Below are 15,252 nucleotides of genomic sequence, written 5' to 3'. Positions count from 1 at the left end.
TTTGGAGGCTAGGCCCGCTTCGCTGAATGTGCCTTATCACCTAGTTGGCGGGTGAAATTCCATGCATCGGTAACGATCGTTTCCAGATCCGTGCGGGTGGGGCTCCATCCGAGCTCCCGCTTGATCTTCTCTGAGGAAGCGATGAGGGTGGCGGGGTCGCCTGCGCGGCGCGGAGCCACCTCAGCAGGAATGTCGTGGCCGGTGACCTTGCGGCACATCTCAATGACCTGCTTGACGGAGTAGCCATCACCAGAACCCAGGTTGTAAATGCGGTGACTACCAGATTCATTGGATTCGAGAGCAAGCACATGGGCATCGGCCAGATCACGGATATGGATATAGTCACGCACTGGGGTGCCGTCTGCGGTATCCCAGTCATCACCGAACATGAAGATCTTATCGCGGTGGCCCAAGGCCACCTGCAACACGATGGGGATGAGGTGGGTTTCTACCTCGCGGTTCTCACCGATGTTTCCGTAGGCTCCAGCCACATTGAAGTAGCGCAGGGAGGTCGCCCCCAATCCATAGGCGTGGGCGAAAGAGGTGATCATGTAGTCGATGGCAAGCTTGGTTGCACCATAGGGATTGGTGGGCTGGGTTGGCATATCCTCTGTAATCGGCACTTGGTCCGGCTCACCGTAGGTTGCAGCGGTGGAGGAGAAGACGAGATTTTTGACCTCGTTATCCCGCATGGCATTGAGCAGCGTCAGGGTAGTAACGACATTGTGCTGCCAATACTCATCGGGCTTTTCCACGGATTCGCCCACCAACGAGCGCGCCGCGAAGTGGATGACACCCTCGAAACCACCTTCTCCCAGGACCTCGGCGGCCTTATCCGCCACGTCGCCCTCGACGACGCGGGCTGTTTCTGGAACGGCTTCGCGGTTTCCGGTGGAGAAATTGTCAATGATGGTTACATCATGGCCTTGTTCGACCAATACAGCGGCGCACACGCTGCCGACATAGCCGGCGCCACCGGTGACAAGAAGTTTCATGGTTATACCTCCACGCGCACTGCGTGCGCCAAGTCGTCGGAAAGCACGACGCTGCCGCCATCCGGTGTCGACAACGTAATCGTGCCGCTGTTATTGACTACCGATACCTTTGCTCCCACGCGGATTCCGGCAGCGGTGAGTTCCTGGAAGGTGCCATCATCAACCTGCAAAATCTCATTGACCTGGATGACGGTGGCGGAGACCTCCTCACCATTGGGGAGATCGACTGCGCGGGTGCCCTGGTCCGGCTGCGGAGCATCGAAGCCCAGTGCAGACAGCGCCGGGATAGGGTTGCCGAATGGTGACCGGGTTGGATCATCGAGAACCGCGACCATGCGTTTTTCTACTTCTTCGCTCATCACATGCTCCCAACGGCAGGCCTCGTCGTGAACTTTTGCGATGTCGAGCCCGAGGACGTCGGTAAGCAAACGCTCTGCCAAACGGTGCTTGCGCATGACTGCGGTAGCCAGGTCGCGGCCCTTGTCCGTGAGATCCAAACTGCGGTCGGTACGCACGTGCAAAAGGCCGTCGCGTTCCATGCGAGCTACAGTTTGAGAAACCGTAGGCCCAGACTGCTCCAAACGCTCCGCGATGCGGGCGCGAAGGGGAGTAATACCTTCTTCCTCTAGCTCGTAGATGGTGCGTAGATACATCTCCGTTGTATCAACTAGGTCCCTCACGTGGGCATACCTTTCTGTGTGAATACAGTTTCGCGGCTAATCTCCCGACCAAGGACGGGAAAGCGCTTTCTAGACTCTGCAGTCCAGATTAGCCTACCTAAGCCCTTGCTCGCCGCGTCGAACTAAGCCGCTGCCTTTCTAACGCCAAACCCCGAGCCCGTGGCAGTATTGTGCCGAATGGACTCGGGGAGGGGGACTGGGCGCGGAGCGCTGCCAGCCCAGATTAAAGAGCGTACTCGCGCAGGCGATCGGCGCGGTTGCCATCGCGCAGCTTTGCCATAACTTCGCGCTCAATTTGGCGTACACGTTCGCGCGAAAGACCGAAGCGGCGACCAATCTGATCCAAGGTGCGCGGAACACCATCATCGAGGCCGTAGCGCAGACGAATTACGTCCTGCTCGCGCTTTTCCAAGGTGTCAATCACTCCGCGAATATCGGAATGGCGCATGGAGGCTACGACCGCGGTTTCTGCATCGGTAGCTTCGGCGTCTTCAATGAAGTCACCCAAAGGAGCTTCTTCATCGGTACCTACCGGCATATCGAGAGAGACTGGGTCGCGCGACTGGCGCAGCAGCATCTCAATCTTGTTTTCGTCAATGCCTGATTCCTCCGAAAGCTCTTCATTGGTAGCTTCACGGCCCAGGGATTGATACATCTCGCGCTTAATGCGGGACAGCTTGTTGACCTGTTCTACCAAGTGGACTGGGAGGCGAATGGTGCGAGACTGGTCAGCCATGCCGCGGGTAATTGCCTGGCGGATCCACCACGTGGCATAGGTGGAGAATTTAAAGCCCTTGGCGTAATCGAACTTTTCCATCGCGCGGATGAGGCCGAGGTTTCCCTCCTGGATGAGATCCAGCAGTGGCATACCGCGGCCGGTGTAGCGCTTTGCTAGCGAGACCACGAGGCGCAGGTTGGCTTCAAGCAGGTGGGAGCGTGCCTTTTTGCCTTCGCGGGCGAGGATTTTAAGGTCACGCTTTTCTGCACGGGTGAGCTTTTCAGCGTTATTGAGCTTGTACTCCGCGTACAGTCCAACTTCGATGGCCTGAGCGAGTTCTACCTCATCTTCCGCGCTGAGCAATGCGGTCTTGCCAATGCCGTTGAGATAAACACGAACGAGGTCGGCAGAGGGGTTGTCGTTGGTTTGGTTGCGGCGAGATCCGCGATCTACTTCCTGTTCTTCATTAGTAGTGGCAGCTGAAGCGCCCTTGGCGGTGGTGGCAGATGTCTTCGTCATAGTGAAGCCTCCTGAATTTGTCGCCGGTTTCACAAGGTACAACGGAGTCTTTAGAGATTTAGTTCCCAATGTGGAAAGAATTGATAAAACGCGGCGTTCCCCGTGGTACGACTCCACCTTTTCGGGGGAGATGTGCCACGGAGAACGCCGCGCTCTGCGATGGGGCAGGTACGTAGGAGTACTATCCGCGTACCTGTACGAGATAGCGGTAAATGGTGGGTTCGGAAACACCTAGCCGCTCTGCCGCTGCGGCAATTCCTCCCTTAAGAAGGAAGAATCCCGCATCCTCCAAATCTGAGACCACCTCGAGGCGCTCCTCGCGCTGCATGCGAGGGGCAGGGGTGTTTTGGTTAGAAATGGCGGAGTCCAACATTGAGTCCAGAAGGTGTTCCACGTTGGAACGCAAAGACTCGCTGACTCCTTCCTTGTCCGCTTCTTCCTCTACCGGTTCCTTATCTGGAACTGGGTCTGGTACTGCAACGGGGCGGTTGGGTAGCTCAGTTTCACCTGGGTAGCCGCCGAAAGCCTTTGACTTATCGAATGCGGGATCATCGGCCTTGCCGATGAGTGCTGCGGCCGCATCGCGAATGTGTACTAATTCGGATACATCAACATTGATGCACAGCATGCCGCGCATATGCCCGGAGTCGTCTCGGATGAAGTAGCTAGAGGAGCGGCAAATCTTGCCTTCCGCATTGACGGCGCGGTAGCCGGTCATCATGGGGATTGCTGCGGCATCGCCCTGTTTCATAAACCATAGAGCGAAGTCGGTCACCGGGCCGCCAAGTTGCCGGCCGGAGATGTGCCCATTGGCGATGGCCATGATGGATTTATCGGGAACGTCGAGATCGTGGAGGACGATTTCGGTGTTGGGGCCCATTGCCTTACCGAGGAATTCGACGAGGGGAATATACTGCTCGAGGAAGTTTTCTTCGGAGGCACTGCCGCTAGGAAAATTCATTAGCTGAAGCATGTCCTTTAATTCCTGTCAGGTTATAGCGAAGGTACCACATGGAAGCGACTCGGTGGAAGAAAGGGAATAGTCCGAAGAAAGCCGGGTGAACACTAGCGGCTTAGCGCTGTGCTCACCCGGCTCATCGCTTCATTACAGGGTGTTCTTTATCCACACACCGGGACTGGTGGGTGAACTGCTAGGGCCAGACCACCTTGTGAGGTCTCCCTGTACTTGGCATTCATATCCTTACCAGTCTTGTACATGGTCCAGATGACTTCGTCCAAAGAAACACACGGCTTGCTCTCACGCTCTAGCGCCATGCGAGCACTGGTGATGGAGTCGACCGCAGCAACGGCGTTACGCTCAATGCAGGGTACCTGAACCTGTCCGAGGACTGGGTCACAGGTCAAGCCAAGCTTGTGTTCCATGCCAATCTCAGCTGCGATGCATACCTGCTCTGGGGTAGCGCCCATGAGCTGGGCGAGTCCGCCGGCAGCCATGGAGCACGCCACACCAACTTCACCTTGGCAGCCGACCTCAGCGCCAGAGATGGAAGCGTTCATCTTGTACAGGGAAGCAATCTGGTTGCAGGCGAAGATGTAGTCAGCGAACATCTCCGTGGTAACTGGCTCGACAAACTTGTCGTAGTAAGCCAGGACTGCGGGGACGACACCACAGGCGCCGTTCGTAGGAGCGGTAACAACGCGGCCGCAGGCTGCATTCTCTTCGGAGATAGCCAGTGCAAACATGTTTACCCAGCTGAGGATGTTCAAACCATCGTGCGGTTCGGACTGCTCAAGACGACGCTTAAGGGCAGCCGCGCGACGCGGAACGAGCAGGGAACCAGGCAGCGGACCATCGGTGGAGGAACCGCGCTTGATGCCGGTGTACATGACATCGCGAACCTTGCGCAGGTGCTCATTGACCTCATTTTCAGAGCGCAGTGCCAATTCGTTGGCCAAGCCCAGCTCGGGGAGGGTCATATCGTTCTTTTCGCACAGTTCGAGCATTTCTGCAGCGCTGGCATATGGGAAGGGGATATCAACCTTGACGTCCTGCCGCTTTGCAAAGTCTTCCTGCTTGACGATGAAACCGCCGCCGACCGAGTAGTAGGTCTTGTGCAGGATGTTTTCTTCGCCGGCGAAGGCGATAAGACACATACCATTTTCGTGCATCGGGAGGTATTCGTCGTGGAAGAAGAAGCCGCCGTCCTTGGGGAATTCTACCTCGTGGGTGCCGCCCAGCATGAGCTTCTCGCTGCTGCGGACGTTCTTCATGAATTCGGAGATGCCGTCGATATCAACGGTCTCTGGCTCTTCACCGGCCAAGCCGAGGAGGATGGCCTTGTCGGTGGAGTGGCCGATACCCGTGAGGGAGAGGGAACCGTAGACATTTGCCTGCACTCGAGTGACCTTGTCAAAGAGGTCTTTTTCCTTGAGCTCGTCTACGAAAGCCTTGCCGGCCTTCATTGGCCCTAGGGTGTGTGAGCTTGAGGGGCCGATACCAATCTTGAACATATCGAAGATGCTGATGAACATTGTTCTTTCCTTGAATCCTCTGCGAATTTCTCGTCTACGGCGGTGCTTAGAAGGCGTGGACGATGGAGTAGATGATGGTTGCTAGGGCGACGAGGCCCATGAAGAAGACGAAGTAGTTGGAAGCCTTGCCCTTGTAGCGCTGGAGAGCAGGAACCTTGTGGATAGCGACCATCGGGATGATGAAGAGCATGATGGCAATCGTTGGACCACACAGGGTTTCAATCATGCCCAGGATGGACGGGTCAGCCCAAGCGACGAGCCAAGCGGTAACCAGCATGAAGATGAGGGTGATGGTGTCGAGCTTGTGAGCCGACTGTGCGTCATCCTTGCTTGCGTTCTTGCTGCCCTTGACGATGAGACCCTCGAAGCCTTCGGCTGCGCCGAGGTAGTGGCCAAGGAAGGACTTAGCAACTGCAATCATGGCGATGATAGGAGCAATCCACTGGATAAGTGGGGTATCGAAGTGGTTGGCCAGGTAGGACAAGATGGTGATGTTTTGTGCCTTAGCTTCTGCCATATCAGCCGGGGAGAGGCTCAGGGCGCAGGAGAAGACGAAGAACATAACCACGACGACCATGAGGATCTCAGCGCGGAGCAGGGTCTTGCGGGACTTGGCTTCTGCGAACTTGCCATAGGTCTGGCGGCGGTCAACGGCGAAGGAAGAAATCATCGGGGAGTGGTTGAAGGAGAAGACCATAACCGGAACCAAGAGCATCAGGGTAACGCCCATGCCGTGACCAGAGGCTTCGCGAGCAACGTTTAGGTCAAAGGAATCGAAGAGTGCGGTGTTCCACTTCGGGATGAGGTAAAGGGAAAGGAGAACCAGGATGCCGATGAACGGGTATACCAGGTAAGACATGACGTGAACCACGACGTCCTTGCCCATGCGGACAATCAAGATGAGTCCACCAACGAGCAAGAGAGAGGTTAGCCAGCGGTGCGGCGGGGTAACGCCGAGCTGGTGCTCCAGGAAAGAGTTGACCGTGTTGGTGATGGTGACTGAGTAAACCAGCAGGATGGGGTAGACCGACAGGAAGTACAGGATGTTCATGAGAACACCGGCCTTCTTGCCAAAGTGCTCTTCGACGACGTCCGTGAGGTCACCGTCTGGCTTGGAGCTGGACAGTACCAAGCGGGTCATTCCGCGGTGAGCCCAGTAGGTCATAGGCAGTGCTACGACCGTCATGATGAGCAGCGGGATGATACCGCCGATACCGGCGTTGATGGGGAGGAAGAGGACGCCGGCGCCGATGGCGGTGCCGAACAGGGAGAGCATCCATACGGTGTCTTCCTTATTCCACTTCGGTGCGCCCTTCTGGCCATCGAAGGGGGTGTCGATGCCAGGAGCCGGTGCGGCTGTCTTGGGGGGTTCGGGCATTTCTGCCCTGTTTTCTGGGTGCTGGGCTGAATTGCGCCGCTTGAGTGAGTGGGACATTTTCTTTCCTACATCTAGTTGGTCGGCCGAAGCGTTTGGGCTTCTGCAACCGTGACTGAGAAAACGATTCTCATTCAACTTTGCGTTAGTAGGACCTTGAGAAAATTTCTCTCATCCTGCTTGTCCAGCCCTTTTGCTTCGCTGTGCCTTCAGTATAGAACAGAAACTTGCAGGATGATAATAAATTATTGCACTACAGGTAGGGCATTTATCACTCTCGAAAAATTTGCAATCTGCCGTTCTTTATGGCTTGTTCCATATAATTTCACCGAGAGTGGCACCAGTCACAAGTGCTCTAATGAAAGTACTGCTTAATACGTTTTGAGGATCGTTGGGGCGGGAGAAGGGCGCGCAAATTACGTCTCAACTAAAACGGTGAAAGGGCCTTCATTTACAGAGGAGACGCGCATTTTAGCCCCGAATTGGCCTGTTTCTACTGACACGCCGCGTTCCTTGAGGTGGTTGATAATCGTTGAAACAACCGGCTCAGCTTCCGGACCTGGCGCGGCATCCGCCCATGCAGGGCGTCGCCCCTTGGCAGTGCGACCATACAAAGTAAATTGGCTCACTACTAGTACCGGAGCTGCGGCATCGATCACCGAGACCTCGCCGTCAAGAATGCGCAGTTCTGCAATTTTGCGCGCCATTTTCTCTGCTCGAGGCTGCCAATCATCCATATCCTCGCGCGAGACGCCGACGAGCGCGAGAAGACCGCCGGTATCGGGACAATCAATGGCCCCGACGGTCTCTCCATCGACGGTTACTGTGGCCTCTGAAACTCGAGTCAAAACTGCGCGCACCGCTTACTTCTCCTTATCTATCCAGTGGGTTGAAAATGCGGTATCAGCTAAGGTTCGTTGAACCGGTGTCCAAGAGGAGATCTGCTGGGATAAGCAGACCGTGGCGGACCATATCGATGACTGCGGGGAGGGCAGCGGCGGTGAGTTCTTCCTCATCGAATCCGTGCGCCGCCGCATACAGCCCAATTGTCTCTTCTAGGTTCAGACCCTGTGGGTTGAGACCAGCGACAATTGCGGCAATGTGTTCATCTACCTCGTGGCTCCAACGCGGGCCGTCTGTGCGGGTTAGGCGCAAGGCGGCGCGGGTGAATCCCTGTCCCAAATCTTCATCTGGGGTGCCGATATCTTCGCGTGCCAAGCCGGGCCTTACTTGGAAGTGCTTTCCCTGCAGTTCTCCCGGCACAAGATCGCGCAGCCACGCCACACGGGCAAAGTATTCTTCTACTTCGGGGCCAAGCGGATCGCTGAAGGCCTGCGGCATTTCTTCGGCCAAGATATCTGCAGGCTCATCGTCACCGATGCGTTGAATAGCTACGAAACCAAAACCAATGCCGTTTACTTCGTGTTCCTGGAAATGTTCGAGCCAGGCGCGAGAGCGCTCTTGCCCCTCAGGGCAGCGAATATCGAGGGATTCATCTTCGAGCCAGGTGGACACATAAAGTGCGGGATCGGCAACGTCGCGCTGAATGACCCAGGCGGCGATCCCTTTATCCGGCAACCAGGAAGCAACGCGTTGCTGCCATGTTTCGCCACTGGTGTGTACCCATGCAGCCAGAAGGTGAGCGGTTCCGCCGGGCGTCAGGTGATCGGTGGCTTGAGAGACAACCAATTCACTGGCTCCGTCGAGGTTTAATCCGGAATCGCGGTAGACGTGGCCCACTTCGGGAAGGCCTACAACAAAAGGCGGGTTAGCTACTAGACGGTCAAAGCGGCGACCAGCTACGGGCTCAAACCATGACCCAGGGAGCAATTCCACTTTGTCGCCCTCACCAGCGGCCGCGATGGTGGCCGTGGCCAAATCCAAGGCACGCTCATGCACATCGGTCGCGGTGATTTTTTCTGCGCATTCGATTTGCCCCAGCAATTGAACACCCGAGCCGGTGCCCAGATCGAGAACGCTGCTGACTGGACTTACTGGCGTGGACTGCAGCAAAGAGAGACTCGCCGCGCCTACTCCCAGCACATGGTCAGGGCCGGGTACGTGATCCACGAGGGAGGCATCGACGTCGGAGAAGATGAGCCGGTTAGCGCCCACGATGGTGTGGGGGCGGATGTCGAGGGCAATGTAGGCCATGCCGTGGGCGTCGGCAAGCGCAACCTTGGCATCCAGCAACTGGGTAGCCAGGCGCGCTCCTACGGCCTCACCCAAAAGCGTGGCAGGCAGGTGCTCGTGCAGGAGGAAAAAGCGGATCAACAAGTCCATCTGAGATTCGCTTTGCGCGGCTAGCGAAACAGGTGCCGGCTCGCCGCGGAATAGGGCTTCAGTAACCTCCGGCCCTAGGTACCCGGCCACGCCATCGGTGGTAAAGCCTGCGGCGGTAAAGACGTCCGCAAGTTCAGGGGCCAACGTGGCCAGTGCCGCGGCATCGAAATCGGGTCCAAAAGTAGTCGTCATGTGGGCAGGATTCCTTTACTCTTCTTCGTGGTCGATGATGTCGTGTTTAGCCTCAATCGGCCGCGCCGTGCCGCTGGAGACCTGTGGTGCGTGTGTCTGGCCATAAAGCTGCCGATTTACGGCTGGCTTGTACACATTCTTTTCGCGCTTATCCTTCTTTTCTCCTCGGCCGTTCCCAATTACCACGGCGATCCACGGGAGGGGAAAAGTCACGCCCACAACGATTGCGGCTAGCAGCCACCAATGCATATAGAGGAAAAAGCCGGCGATGAGCAAGGAAGGAACGCGCAAGAACTGGAAGATTCCGTACTGAATTTCGCGGCGCTTACGGTCCTGGCCAGGCGTGAGCTTGGCATCTGTGATGAGGTAGCGCTCTTTTTTGCCAAACAACCTAAACTCGGCTCCCCTCGCGCGCGGTAGTCATCCCTCGATATGGGGAAAGGGGCGCAGTGGCTGGCGTGCATGAGGTGTCCATGTTCTCCAAGGGTAGACGCATGACTCGCAAAGTTCGATGCCGATGCGGCAAAATAGAGGGCGTGACTACGACTACGAAGACAATTGAACGGCCAGATATTCGTGAAGACACTTCGACGACGGATAATGACACGCCGAAGTTCTTCCATTACGTCAAAAAGGATCACATCCTCGATTCCGCGGTCAACGGCAAGTATGTCGTTGCCCTATGCGGCGAGACCTTCCCGGTGACCAAGCAGGCAAAGCCGGGTTCTCCGGTATGCCCCGATTGTGAGCGTGTGTATAAGGGTCTGCGCCGCAAGTGAGGACTTTTAAAAAGACTAACCTTCGCGCTTGGCAGCAATCCGCCCTTGATAAATTCCTCGCCACTAAGCCGCAGGATTTTATGGCGGTGGCGACTCCGGGCGCCGGCAAAACTACCTTCGCGCTGCGCATCGCAACCGAGCTTATGGAAGACCGCACGGTCGAACGCGTTATCGTGGTGGTGCCTACCGAACACCTCAAGACCCAGTGGTCTAGCGCTGCCGCGCGAGTAGGTTTAGCGTTGGATCCTGCGTTTAGCAATTCTTCTGCTGTCAATCCCTCGATGGATGGCATTGTGGTGACCTATGCGCAGGTAGGAATGCACCCCTTCAAGCACCGCGCGGTGGCCTCTGCCCGGCGCACTTTGGTGATCCTGGATGAGATTCACCACGCCGGTGATGCCAAGAGCTGGGGTGATGGTGTCAAGGAGGCCTACGATGACGTTAACCATCGCTTGGCGCTGACGGGTACGCCGTTTCGTTCCGATGACTCGCCCATTCCCTTTGTTCAGTATGTAGACGACGGGGAGGGACACAAGGTCTCTCGCTCGGACCATACCTATGGCTATGGCGATGCGCTTGCCGACGGCGTCGTGCGCCCCGTTGTTTTCCTCTCTTACTCCGGCGAGGCCCGCTGGCGGGATTCGGCTGGCGAGGAACATGCCGCGCGCTTGGGTGACATTATGAATGCGGAGCAAACCGCCCGTGCGTGGCGCACCGCGTTGGACCCCAAGGGCGAATGGATCCCTGCAGTGCTGCAGGCAGCGCATACCCGGCTCATGCAAATGCGGCGCAATATGCCGGATGCCGGTGGCCTCGTGTTGGCATCGGATACGACGACCGCACGCGCGTACGCCAAGATCCTCAAACAGCTGTCCAATACTCCGGTGTCGGTGATTTTGTCTGATGATCCCGGCTCCTCTGATCGCATTCAGGAGTTTTCTGAGTCCACCGATGAGTGGATGGTGGCTGTGCGCATGGTGTCCGAGGGAGTGGACGTCCCGCGCCTAGCAGTGGGCGTGTATGCGACGTCCGCATCGACCCCACTATTTTTCGCCCAAGCCATTGGCCGTTTCGTGCGCTCGCGCATGCCGGGTGAGACGGCGTCCGTTTTCCTTCCCTCGGTGCCTGTCTTGCTGGGCTTGGCCGAAAATATGGAAAAGTCCCGCGATCACGTTTTGGGTGAGGAAAAGCCGGACAAGGAGGGCTGGGACGATGAGCTGCTAGAGCAAGCGAATCAGAAGAAGACCGAACCGGACATGCTGGAGAAGTCTTATGAGTCGCTTGGTGCCGAGGCAGAGTTCTCAGGCCTGCTTTATAACGGTTCTCAGTTCAACACTGGGGACATGACCACGGATGAAGAAGCCGACTTCCTTGGTATTCCCGGATTGCTCGATGCGGAACAAGTCAAGGACCTGCTGCGCAAGAAGCAATCTGAGGAAATGGACCGCCGCGAGGCGGAGGAAAAGGCGCGGCGCGCGGCTGAGGCCGAGGAGGCTCACCGTCGCAAGCTCTATGGCATGGACTATGCCCCGGCCTCGCGGAAAAAGGCTGTGGAAGCTGAGTCAAGCGATACCGGAGTCGTCGATGAGCTAGGCCAGCTGCGCAAGGAGCTCAACACGGTGGTTTCTATCGCCGCCCAACGCTCTGGCCGCCCCCACGGTGCTATTCACACCGAGGTCCGCAAGGCCTGCGGTGGACCGCCCACCGCGCTGTGCAACGCTGAGCAGCTACGCGAGCGCATCGAATACCTGCGCAAGTGGTAGTTTGGCCACAACCGCCTGAGGGCAGCTACGCAAAAGCCCGCACCAGAAAGGTGCGGGCTTTGTTCTTGTCCACGTAAAACGATTAGTCGAGATAATCGCGCAATACCTGGGAGCGAGAGGGGTGGCGCAGCTTCGACATGGTCTTGGATTCGATCTGGCGAATGCGCTCGCGGGTAACGCCGTAGACTTGGCCGATTTCGTCTAAAGTGCGCGGCATGCCATCGGTCAAGCCGAAGCGCAGGCGCACCACACCGGCTTCGCGCTCGGAGAGGGTGGTCAGCACGTCTTGGAGCTGATCCTGCAGCAAAGTGAAGGAGACAGCGTCGACCGCAATAACGGCTTCGGAGTCCTCGATGAAGTCACCCAACTGGGAGTCGCCTTCGTCGCCAATGGTCTGATCCAAGGAAATGGGCTCGCGGGCGTACTGCTGGATTTCGAGCACCTTTTCCTCGGTGATATCCATCTCCTTTGCCAGCTCCTGCGGGGTAGGCTCGCGGCCCAGGTCCTGCAGCAACTCGCGCTGGATACGGCCCAGCTTGTTGATGACTTCCACCATGTGGACCGGGATGCGGATGGTACGAGCCTGATCAGCCATGGCGCGGGTAATAGCCTGGCGGATCCACCACGTGGCGTAAGTAGAGAACTTATAGCCCTTGGTGTAGTCGAACTTCTCCACAGCGCGGATAAGTCCCAAGTTGCCTTCTTGGATGAGGTCCAAGAAAGCCATGCCGCGGCCGGTGTAGCGCTTTGCCAAGGAAACCACCAGACGCAGGTTCGCCTCCAACAGGTGGTTTTTGGCCTTGCGGCCATCGCGGGCGATGCTGCGCAGGTCGCGCTTTTCCATGGGGGAGAGCTTAGCGGCCTTATCGCCTTCGGCGCGGGCTTTTTCCATCTCATCCATGCGGTGCTGTGCGTAAAGACCAGCCTCGATGCGCTTGGCCAAGGAAACCTCTTGCTCGGCGTTGAGCAGGGCCACCTTACCAATCTGCTTGAGGTAGGCACGAACGGAGTCAGCAGAGGCAGTCAGCTGCGCATCCTTGCGTGCCTGACGCAGTGCAGCGGATTCTTCCTCGTCCCAGACGGAGGAGGAGTCCTCTTCTTCGTCATCGTCCTCATCGTCTTCGTCCAAGTCCTCTTCGAGGTCCTCGTCCTCGAGGTCTTCACCGCCTGCGAAGTCATCATCTTCCTCGATGTCCGCATTGGTGGGATCGAAGTCGACGTCTTCGTCGTGCTCGTCCTCGTCGAGCTCTTCATCTACCTCCGGCTGTGCTTGCTTTTCGGACTCAGCGGGGGATTCCTGCTTTTTCGCCGCGGACTTGCGGACCGTCTTCTTCGTGGCCTTCTTAGCAGACTTTTTAGTGGTCTTCTTGGCTGACTTCTTAGCGGTCTTTTTCGCAGTCTTTTTGGCTGTTTTCTTAGCGGTCTTCTTGGCCGTCTTTTTAGCCGTCTTCTTCGCGGTTTTCTTTGCCGTCTTCTTGGCGGTCTTCTTTGCAGGAGTAGATGCCCCGGCGGCGTTTTCGCCCTCGCCGAGTGCCTGGTCTGAAGATTCAGTGGCTGCCACGTACGCCCTTTCGACTTACTTCTTGATTAAAACAGCTCAGTGCGCCCTAGCTGGGCGCTCGTCCATCACTGTGATGTTAACGCGCTGTGGCCTTATGCAGGCCAGACACGCCTTAGAGCTATTTAACTTAGGATCGACCGCCCAGTATAGAGGATCTTTCTACTCTGCCGGTGGATAGGGTCACCAGCAGTGCATAAATTTTATGGTTTCAAGCCCTCTACCGCCGCCATTGCGGCACCAACAATCCCTGCACGATTGCGCAATTGTGCAGGCCTGACGGGGGTGGCAATGTCAAGGTGCGGGCCCCACTTTTCAAACTTGCGCGAGATACCACCCCCAATGAGGAAAGCCTGCGGGTTAAAAAGCTTTTCATACTCCGCAAGGACCTTATTTAACCGCTTAGCCCAGTGCTTGTACTTGAGCCCTTCGCGGTCCTTGACGGCCGAAGATGCAATCCTTTCGGCTTCATCATCGCCCACCAGCATGTGCCCTAGCTCGGTATTGGGAAAGAGCTGACCATTCAAGAAGAAGGCCGAACCAATGCCGGTCCCCAGAGTCAAAAAGATTACGGAGCCCTGCTTGGCGATGTCCTCTCCGTAGGCAACCTCGGCTAGTCCCGCCGCGTCGGCGTCGTTAAGCACGGCAAAATCCGCATCCAAGTAATCAGCGAATAGCTCTGTAGCATTAATGCCAATCCATTCCTTGGAAATATTCGCTGCCGTTTCTACCTCTTGGTTGCGGACAACGGAAGGCAGGGTAATGCCTACTGGGCCTTCCCACTGCTTTTCCTGGATGATCTGGGCTACCACCTTGGCAACATCGTGCGGAGTCGATGGCTGCGGCGTGGCGATTTTCATACGCTCGCCCACGAATTCGCCGGTGGCAAGGTCCACCTCTGCGCCCTTAATGCCCGAACCGCCGACATCGACGCCAAAAGAATGTCCAGAAAGAGTAGTCATGCCCGACAGTGTAGAAGAAGGCACAATAGTTGGCATGACTGAGCACATCGATTTTCTCCAATTGCGGGATTTTGCCGTCTCTACCGCCACGCGAGCGGCCGAACTAATTGCCGCCCGGCGCGCAGAGCTTGTCGCCGGTGATGGCATCGCGGCGCATACCAGCACCAAGTCCAGTGATGTGGATCCGGTAACTGAGGTCGACACCGCCACAGAGGAATTCATTGCCACCACCATTCGTACCCAACGCCCAGGGGATGGAATCTTTGGGGAAGAAGGCGCCAATGTGGAATCCACCAGCGGTGTTACCTGGATAGTGGATCCGATTGATGGCACCGTAAATTTCCTCTACGGGGTGCCGGATTTTGCAGTTTCTATCGGTGCGGAATATCAGGGGCGCCTGGTAGCTGGCGCGGTGGTCAACGTGGCCCGCGGGCGCACTTATGCAGCCGCGGCCGGTCAGGGCGCCACGGTCACCGGCCCGGACGGGAAGGCGCACCCATTGCAGTGCGCCCACACCAAAAATCCCGCGTTGGCATTGGTAGCCACTGGCTTCGGATACGATGCCCAACGGAGAGCAGCGCAAGCCGAGCTGCTCACCAAGCTCTTGCCCCAGGTACGAGATATTCGCCGCATCGGTGCTGCCGCGCTGGATTTATGTCGCGTAGCTGAGGGCACGGTTGATGCCTACTTTGAGCACGGCATCAATGCTTGGGATTTTGCCGCCGGGGCAATTATTGCCCGCGAAGCAGGCGCGGTGGTGCACCATCCAGGCTTTGAGAAGGGGTCTGCTCAGGGCGAACTTACCTGGGCCGCGGGGGCAGATTTGGCCCCCGCCTTTGAGGAACTTTTGGCAGCACACAACGCCACAGGCGCGTTGCGGGGGTAATAGTTTTCCACGCTAACGGCCGGTGAGATGACATCTAGCCATTTGTGCT

At 57.1% G+C, this 15,252-nt stretch carries 14 protein-coding genes; 3 read left to right on the top strand and 11 right to left on the bottom strand.

Annotated elements, in window-relative coordinates; genetic code table 11:
- Positions 1-8 precede the first annotated feature (8 nt).
- The 9 genes from galE to ACLI1M_RS06880 all read right to left on the bottom strand — a co-directional run bounded on the left by galE (position 9) and on the right by ACLI1M_RS06880 (position 9,645).
- Positions 9-995 carry a UDP-glucose 4-epimerase GalE gene (galE, locus tag ACLI1M_RS06920; protein WP_248098650.1) on the bottom strand — a complete coding sequence of 329 codons (987 nt, stop codon included), beginning with the start codon at positions 993-995 and terminating at the stop codon, positions 9-11.
- A 2-nt stretch (positions 996-997) separates the two neighbouring features.
- A complete protein-coding gene (locus ACLI1M_RS06915) occupies positions 998-1,675 on the bottom strand; it encodes a metal-dependent transcriptional regulator (RefSeq protein ID WP_023021391.1) in 678 nt (225 codons plus the stop codon).
- Between the two features lie 223 nt (positions 1,676-1,898).
- Positions 1,899-2,912: a sigma-70 family RNA polymerase sigma factor gene (locus tag ACLI1M_RS06910; protein WP_023021392.1), complete on the bottom strand. Its 1,014-nt coding sequence runs from the start codon at positions 2,910-2,912 to the stop codon at positions 1,899-1,901.
- 181 nt (positions 2,913-3,093) lie between these two features.
- Positions 3,094-3,885, bottom strand: a complete 792-nt coding sequence (locus tag ACLI1M_RS06905; RefSeq protein ID WP_023021393.1) for a transcriptional regulator — start codon at positions 3,883-3,885, stop codon at positions 3,094-3,096.
- Between the two features lie 146 nt (positions 3,886-4,031).
- Positions 4,032-5,405 (bottom strand): L-serine ammonia-lyase, encoded by a 1,374-nt coding sequence (locus ACLI1M_RS06900; protein ID WP_023021394.1) that lies wholly within the window; start codon positions 5,403-5,405, stop codon positions 4,032-4,034.
- 46 nt (positions 5,406-5,451) lie between these two features.
- Positions 5,452-6,840 carry a hypothetical protein gene (locus ACLI1M_RS06895; RefSeq protein ID WP_023021395.1) on the bottom strand — a complete coding sequence of 463 codons (1,389 nt, stop codon included), beginning with the start codon at positions 6,838-6,840 and terminating at the stop codon, positions 5,452-5,454.
- Positions 6,841-7,196: 356 nt separating this feature from the next.
- Positions 7,197-7,640 (bottom strand): D-aminoacyl-tRNA deacylase, encoded by a 444-nt coding sequence (gene dtd, locus ACLI1M_RS06890; RefSeq protein WP_023021396.1) that lies wholly within the window; start codon positions 7,638-7,640, stop codon positions 7,197-7,199.
- A gap of 43 nt (positions 7,641-7,683) precedes the next feature.
- The gene (locus tag ACLI1M_RS06885; RefSeq protein ID WP_023021397.1) at positions 7,684-9,255 is read right to left on the bottom strand and encodes a methyltransferase; all 1,572 of its coding nucleotides are present in this window, start codon (positions 9,253-9,255) and stop codon (positions 7,684-7,686) included.
- A gap of 15 nt (positions 9,256-9,270) precedes the next feature.
- Entirely contained in the window at positions 9,271-9,645 is a 375-nt protein-coding gene (locus ACLI1M_RS06880; protein WP_023021398.1) for a DUF3099 domain-containing protein, read from the bottom strand.
- A 104-nt stretch (positions 9,646-9,749) separates the two neighbouring features.
- On the opposite strand from ACLI1M_RS06880, the gene ACLI1M_RS06875 reads away from it, so the two are divergent.
- Together ACLI1M_RS06875 and ACLI1M_RS06870 are read left to right on the top strand one after the other, a co-directional pair.
- Positions 9,750-10,034, top strand: coding sequence for a DUF3039 domain-containing protein (locus ACLI1M_RS06875; RefSeq protein ID WP_049361236.1), 285 nt, complete (start codon positions 9,750-9,752; stop codon positions 10,032-10,034).
- Positions 10,031-11,797 (top strand): DEAD/DEAH box helicase, encoded by a 1,767-nt coding sequence (locus ACLI1M_RS06870; RefSeq protein ID WP_023027865.1) that lies wholly within the window; start codon positions 10,031-10,033, stop codon positions 11,795-11,797. Before ACLI1M_RS06875 ends, ACLI1M_RS06870 begins: the two co-directional genes overlap by 4 nt.
- An 82-nt stretch (positions 11,798-11,879) precedes the next feature.
- Here the strand turns inward: ACLI1M_RS06870 and ACLI1M_RS06865 are convergent, their stop codons facing one another.
- Both ACLI1M_RS06865 and ppgK read right to left on the bottom strand, forming a co-directional pair.
- Positions 11,880-13,358: an RNA polymerase sigma factor gene (locus ACLI1M_RS06865; protein ID WP_023021401.1), complete on the bottom strand. Its 1,479-nt coding sequence runs from the start codon at positions 13,356-13,358 to the stop codon at positions 11,880-11,882.
- Positions 13,359-13,558: 200 nt separating this feature from the next.
- The gene (ppgK, locus tag ACLI1M_RS06860; RefSeq protein ID WP_239204135.1) at positions 13,559-14,317 is read right to left on the bottom strand and encodes a polyphosphate--glucose phosphotransferase; all 759 of its coding nucleotides are present in this window, start codon (positions 14,315-14,317) and stop codon (positions 13,559-13,561) included.
- On the opposite strand from ppgK, the gene ACLI1M_RS06855 reads away from it, so the two are divergent.
- Complete coding sequence (locus ACLI1M_RS06855; RefSeq protein WP_200288990.1) at positions 14,316-15,203, top strand: inositol monophosphatase family protein; 888 nt, start codon at positions 14,316-14,318, stop codon at positions 15,201-15,203. The two genes, ppgK and ACLI1M_RS06855, sit on opposite strands and share 2 nt — an antisense overlap.
- Positions 15,204-15,252 lie beyond the last annotated feature (49 nt).

It is taken from the genome of Corynebacterium sp. LaCa54, assembly GCF_046717495.1.
In the GTDB taxonomy this organism is placed as follows: Bacteria; Actinomycetota; Actinomycetes; order Mycobacteriales; family Mycobacteriaceae; genus Corynebacterium; species Corynebacterium kefirresidentii.
The sequence above is the reverse complement of the archived record's forward strand: the minus strand, read 5'-3'. Positions and strand labels throughout refer to the sequence as shown.

Excerpts from the sequence above, each read along its gene's own strand:
- ACLI1M_RS06875 (WP_049361236.1), top strand. The coding sequence starts at position 9,750 with ATGACTCGCAAAGTTCGATGCCGATGCGGCAAAATAGAGGGCGTGACT.
- galE (WP_248098650.1), bottom strand. The coding sequence starts at position 995 with ATGAAACTTCTTGTCACCGGTGGCGCCGGCTATGTCGGCAGCGTGTGC.
- ACLI1M_RS06895 (WP_023021395.1), bottom strand. The coding sequence starts at position 6,840 with ATGTCCCACTCACTCAAGCGGCGCAATTCAGCCCAGCACCCAGAAAAC.
- ACLI1M_RS06885 (WP_023021397.1), bottom strand. The coding sequence starts at position 9,255 with ATGACGACTACTTTTGGACCCGATTTCGATGCCGCGGCACTGGCCACG.
- ACLI1M_RS06905 (WP_023021393.1), bottom strand. The coding sequence starts at position 3,885 with ATGCTTCAGCTAATGAATTTTCCTAGCGGCAGTGCCTCCGAAGAAAAC.
- ppgK (WP_239204135.1), bottom strand. The coding sequence starts at position 14,317 with ATGACTACTCTTTCTGGACATTCTTTTGGCGTCGATGTCGGCGGTTCG.
- ACLI1M_RS06900 (WP_023021394.1), bottom strand. The coding sequence starts at position 5,405 with ATGTTCATCAGCATCTTCGATATGTTCAAGATTGGTATCGGCCCCTCA.
- ACLI1M_RS06910 (WP_023021392.1), bottom strand. The coding sequence starts at position 2,912 with ATGACGAAGACATCTGCCACCACCGCCAAGGGCGCTTCAGCTGCCACT.
- ACLI1M_RS06855 (WP_200288990.1), top strand. The coding sequence starts at position 14,316 with ATGCCCGACAGTGTAGAAGAAGGCACAATAGTTGGCATGACTGAGCAC.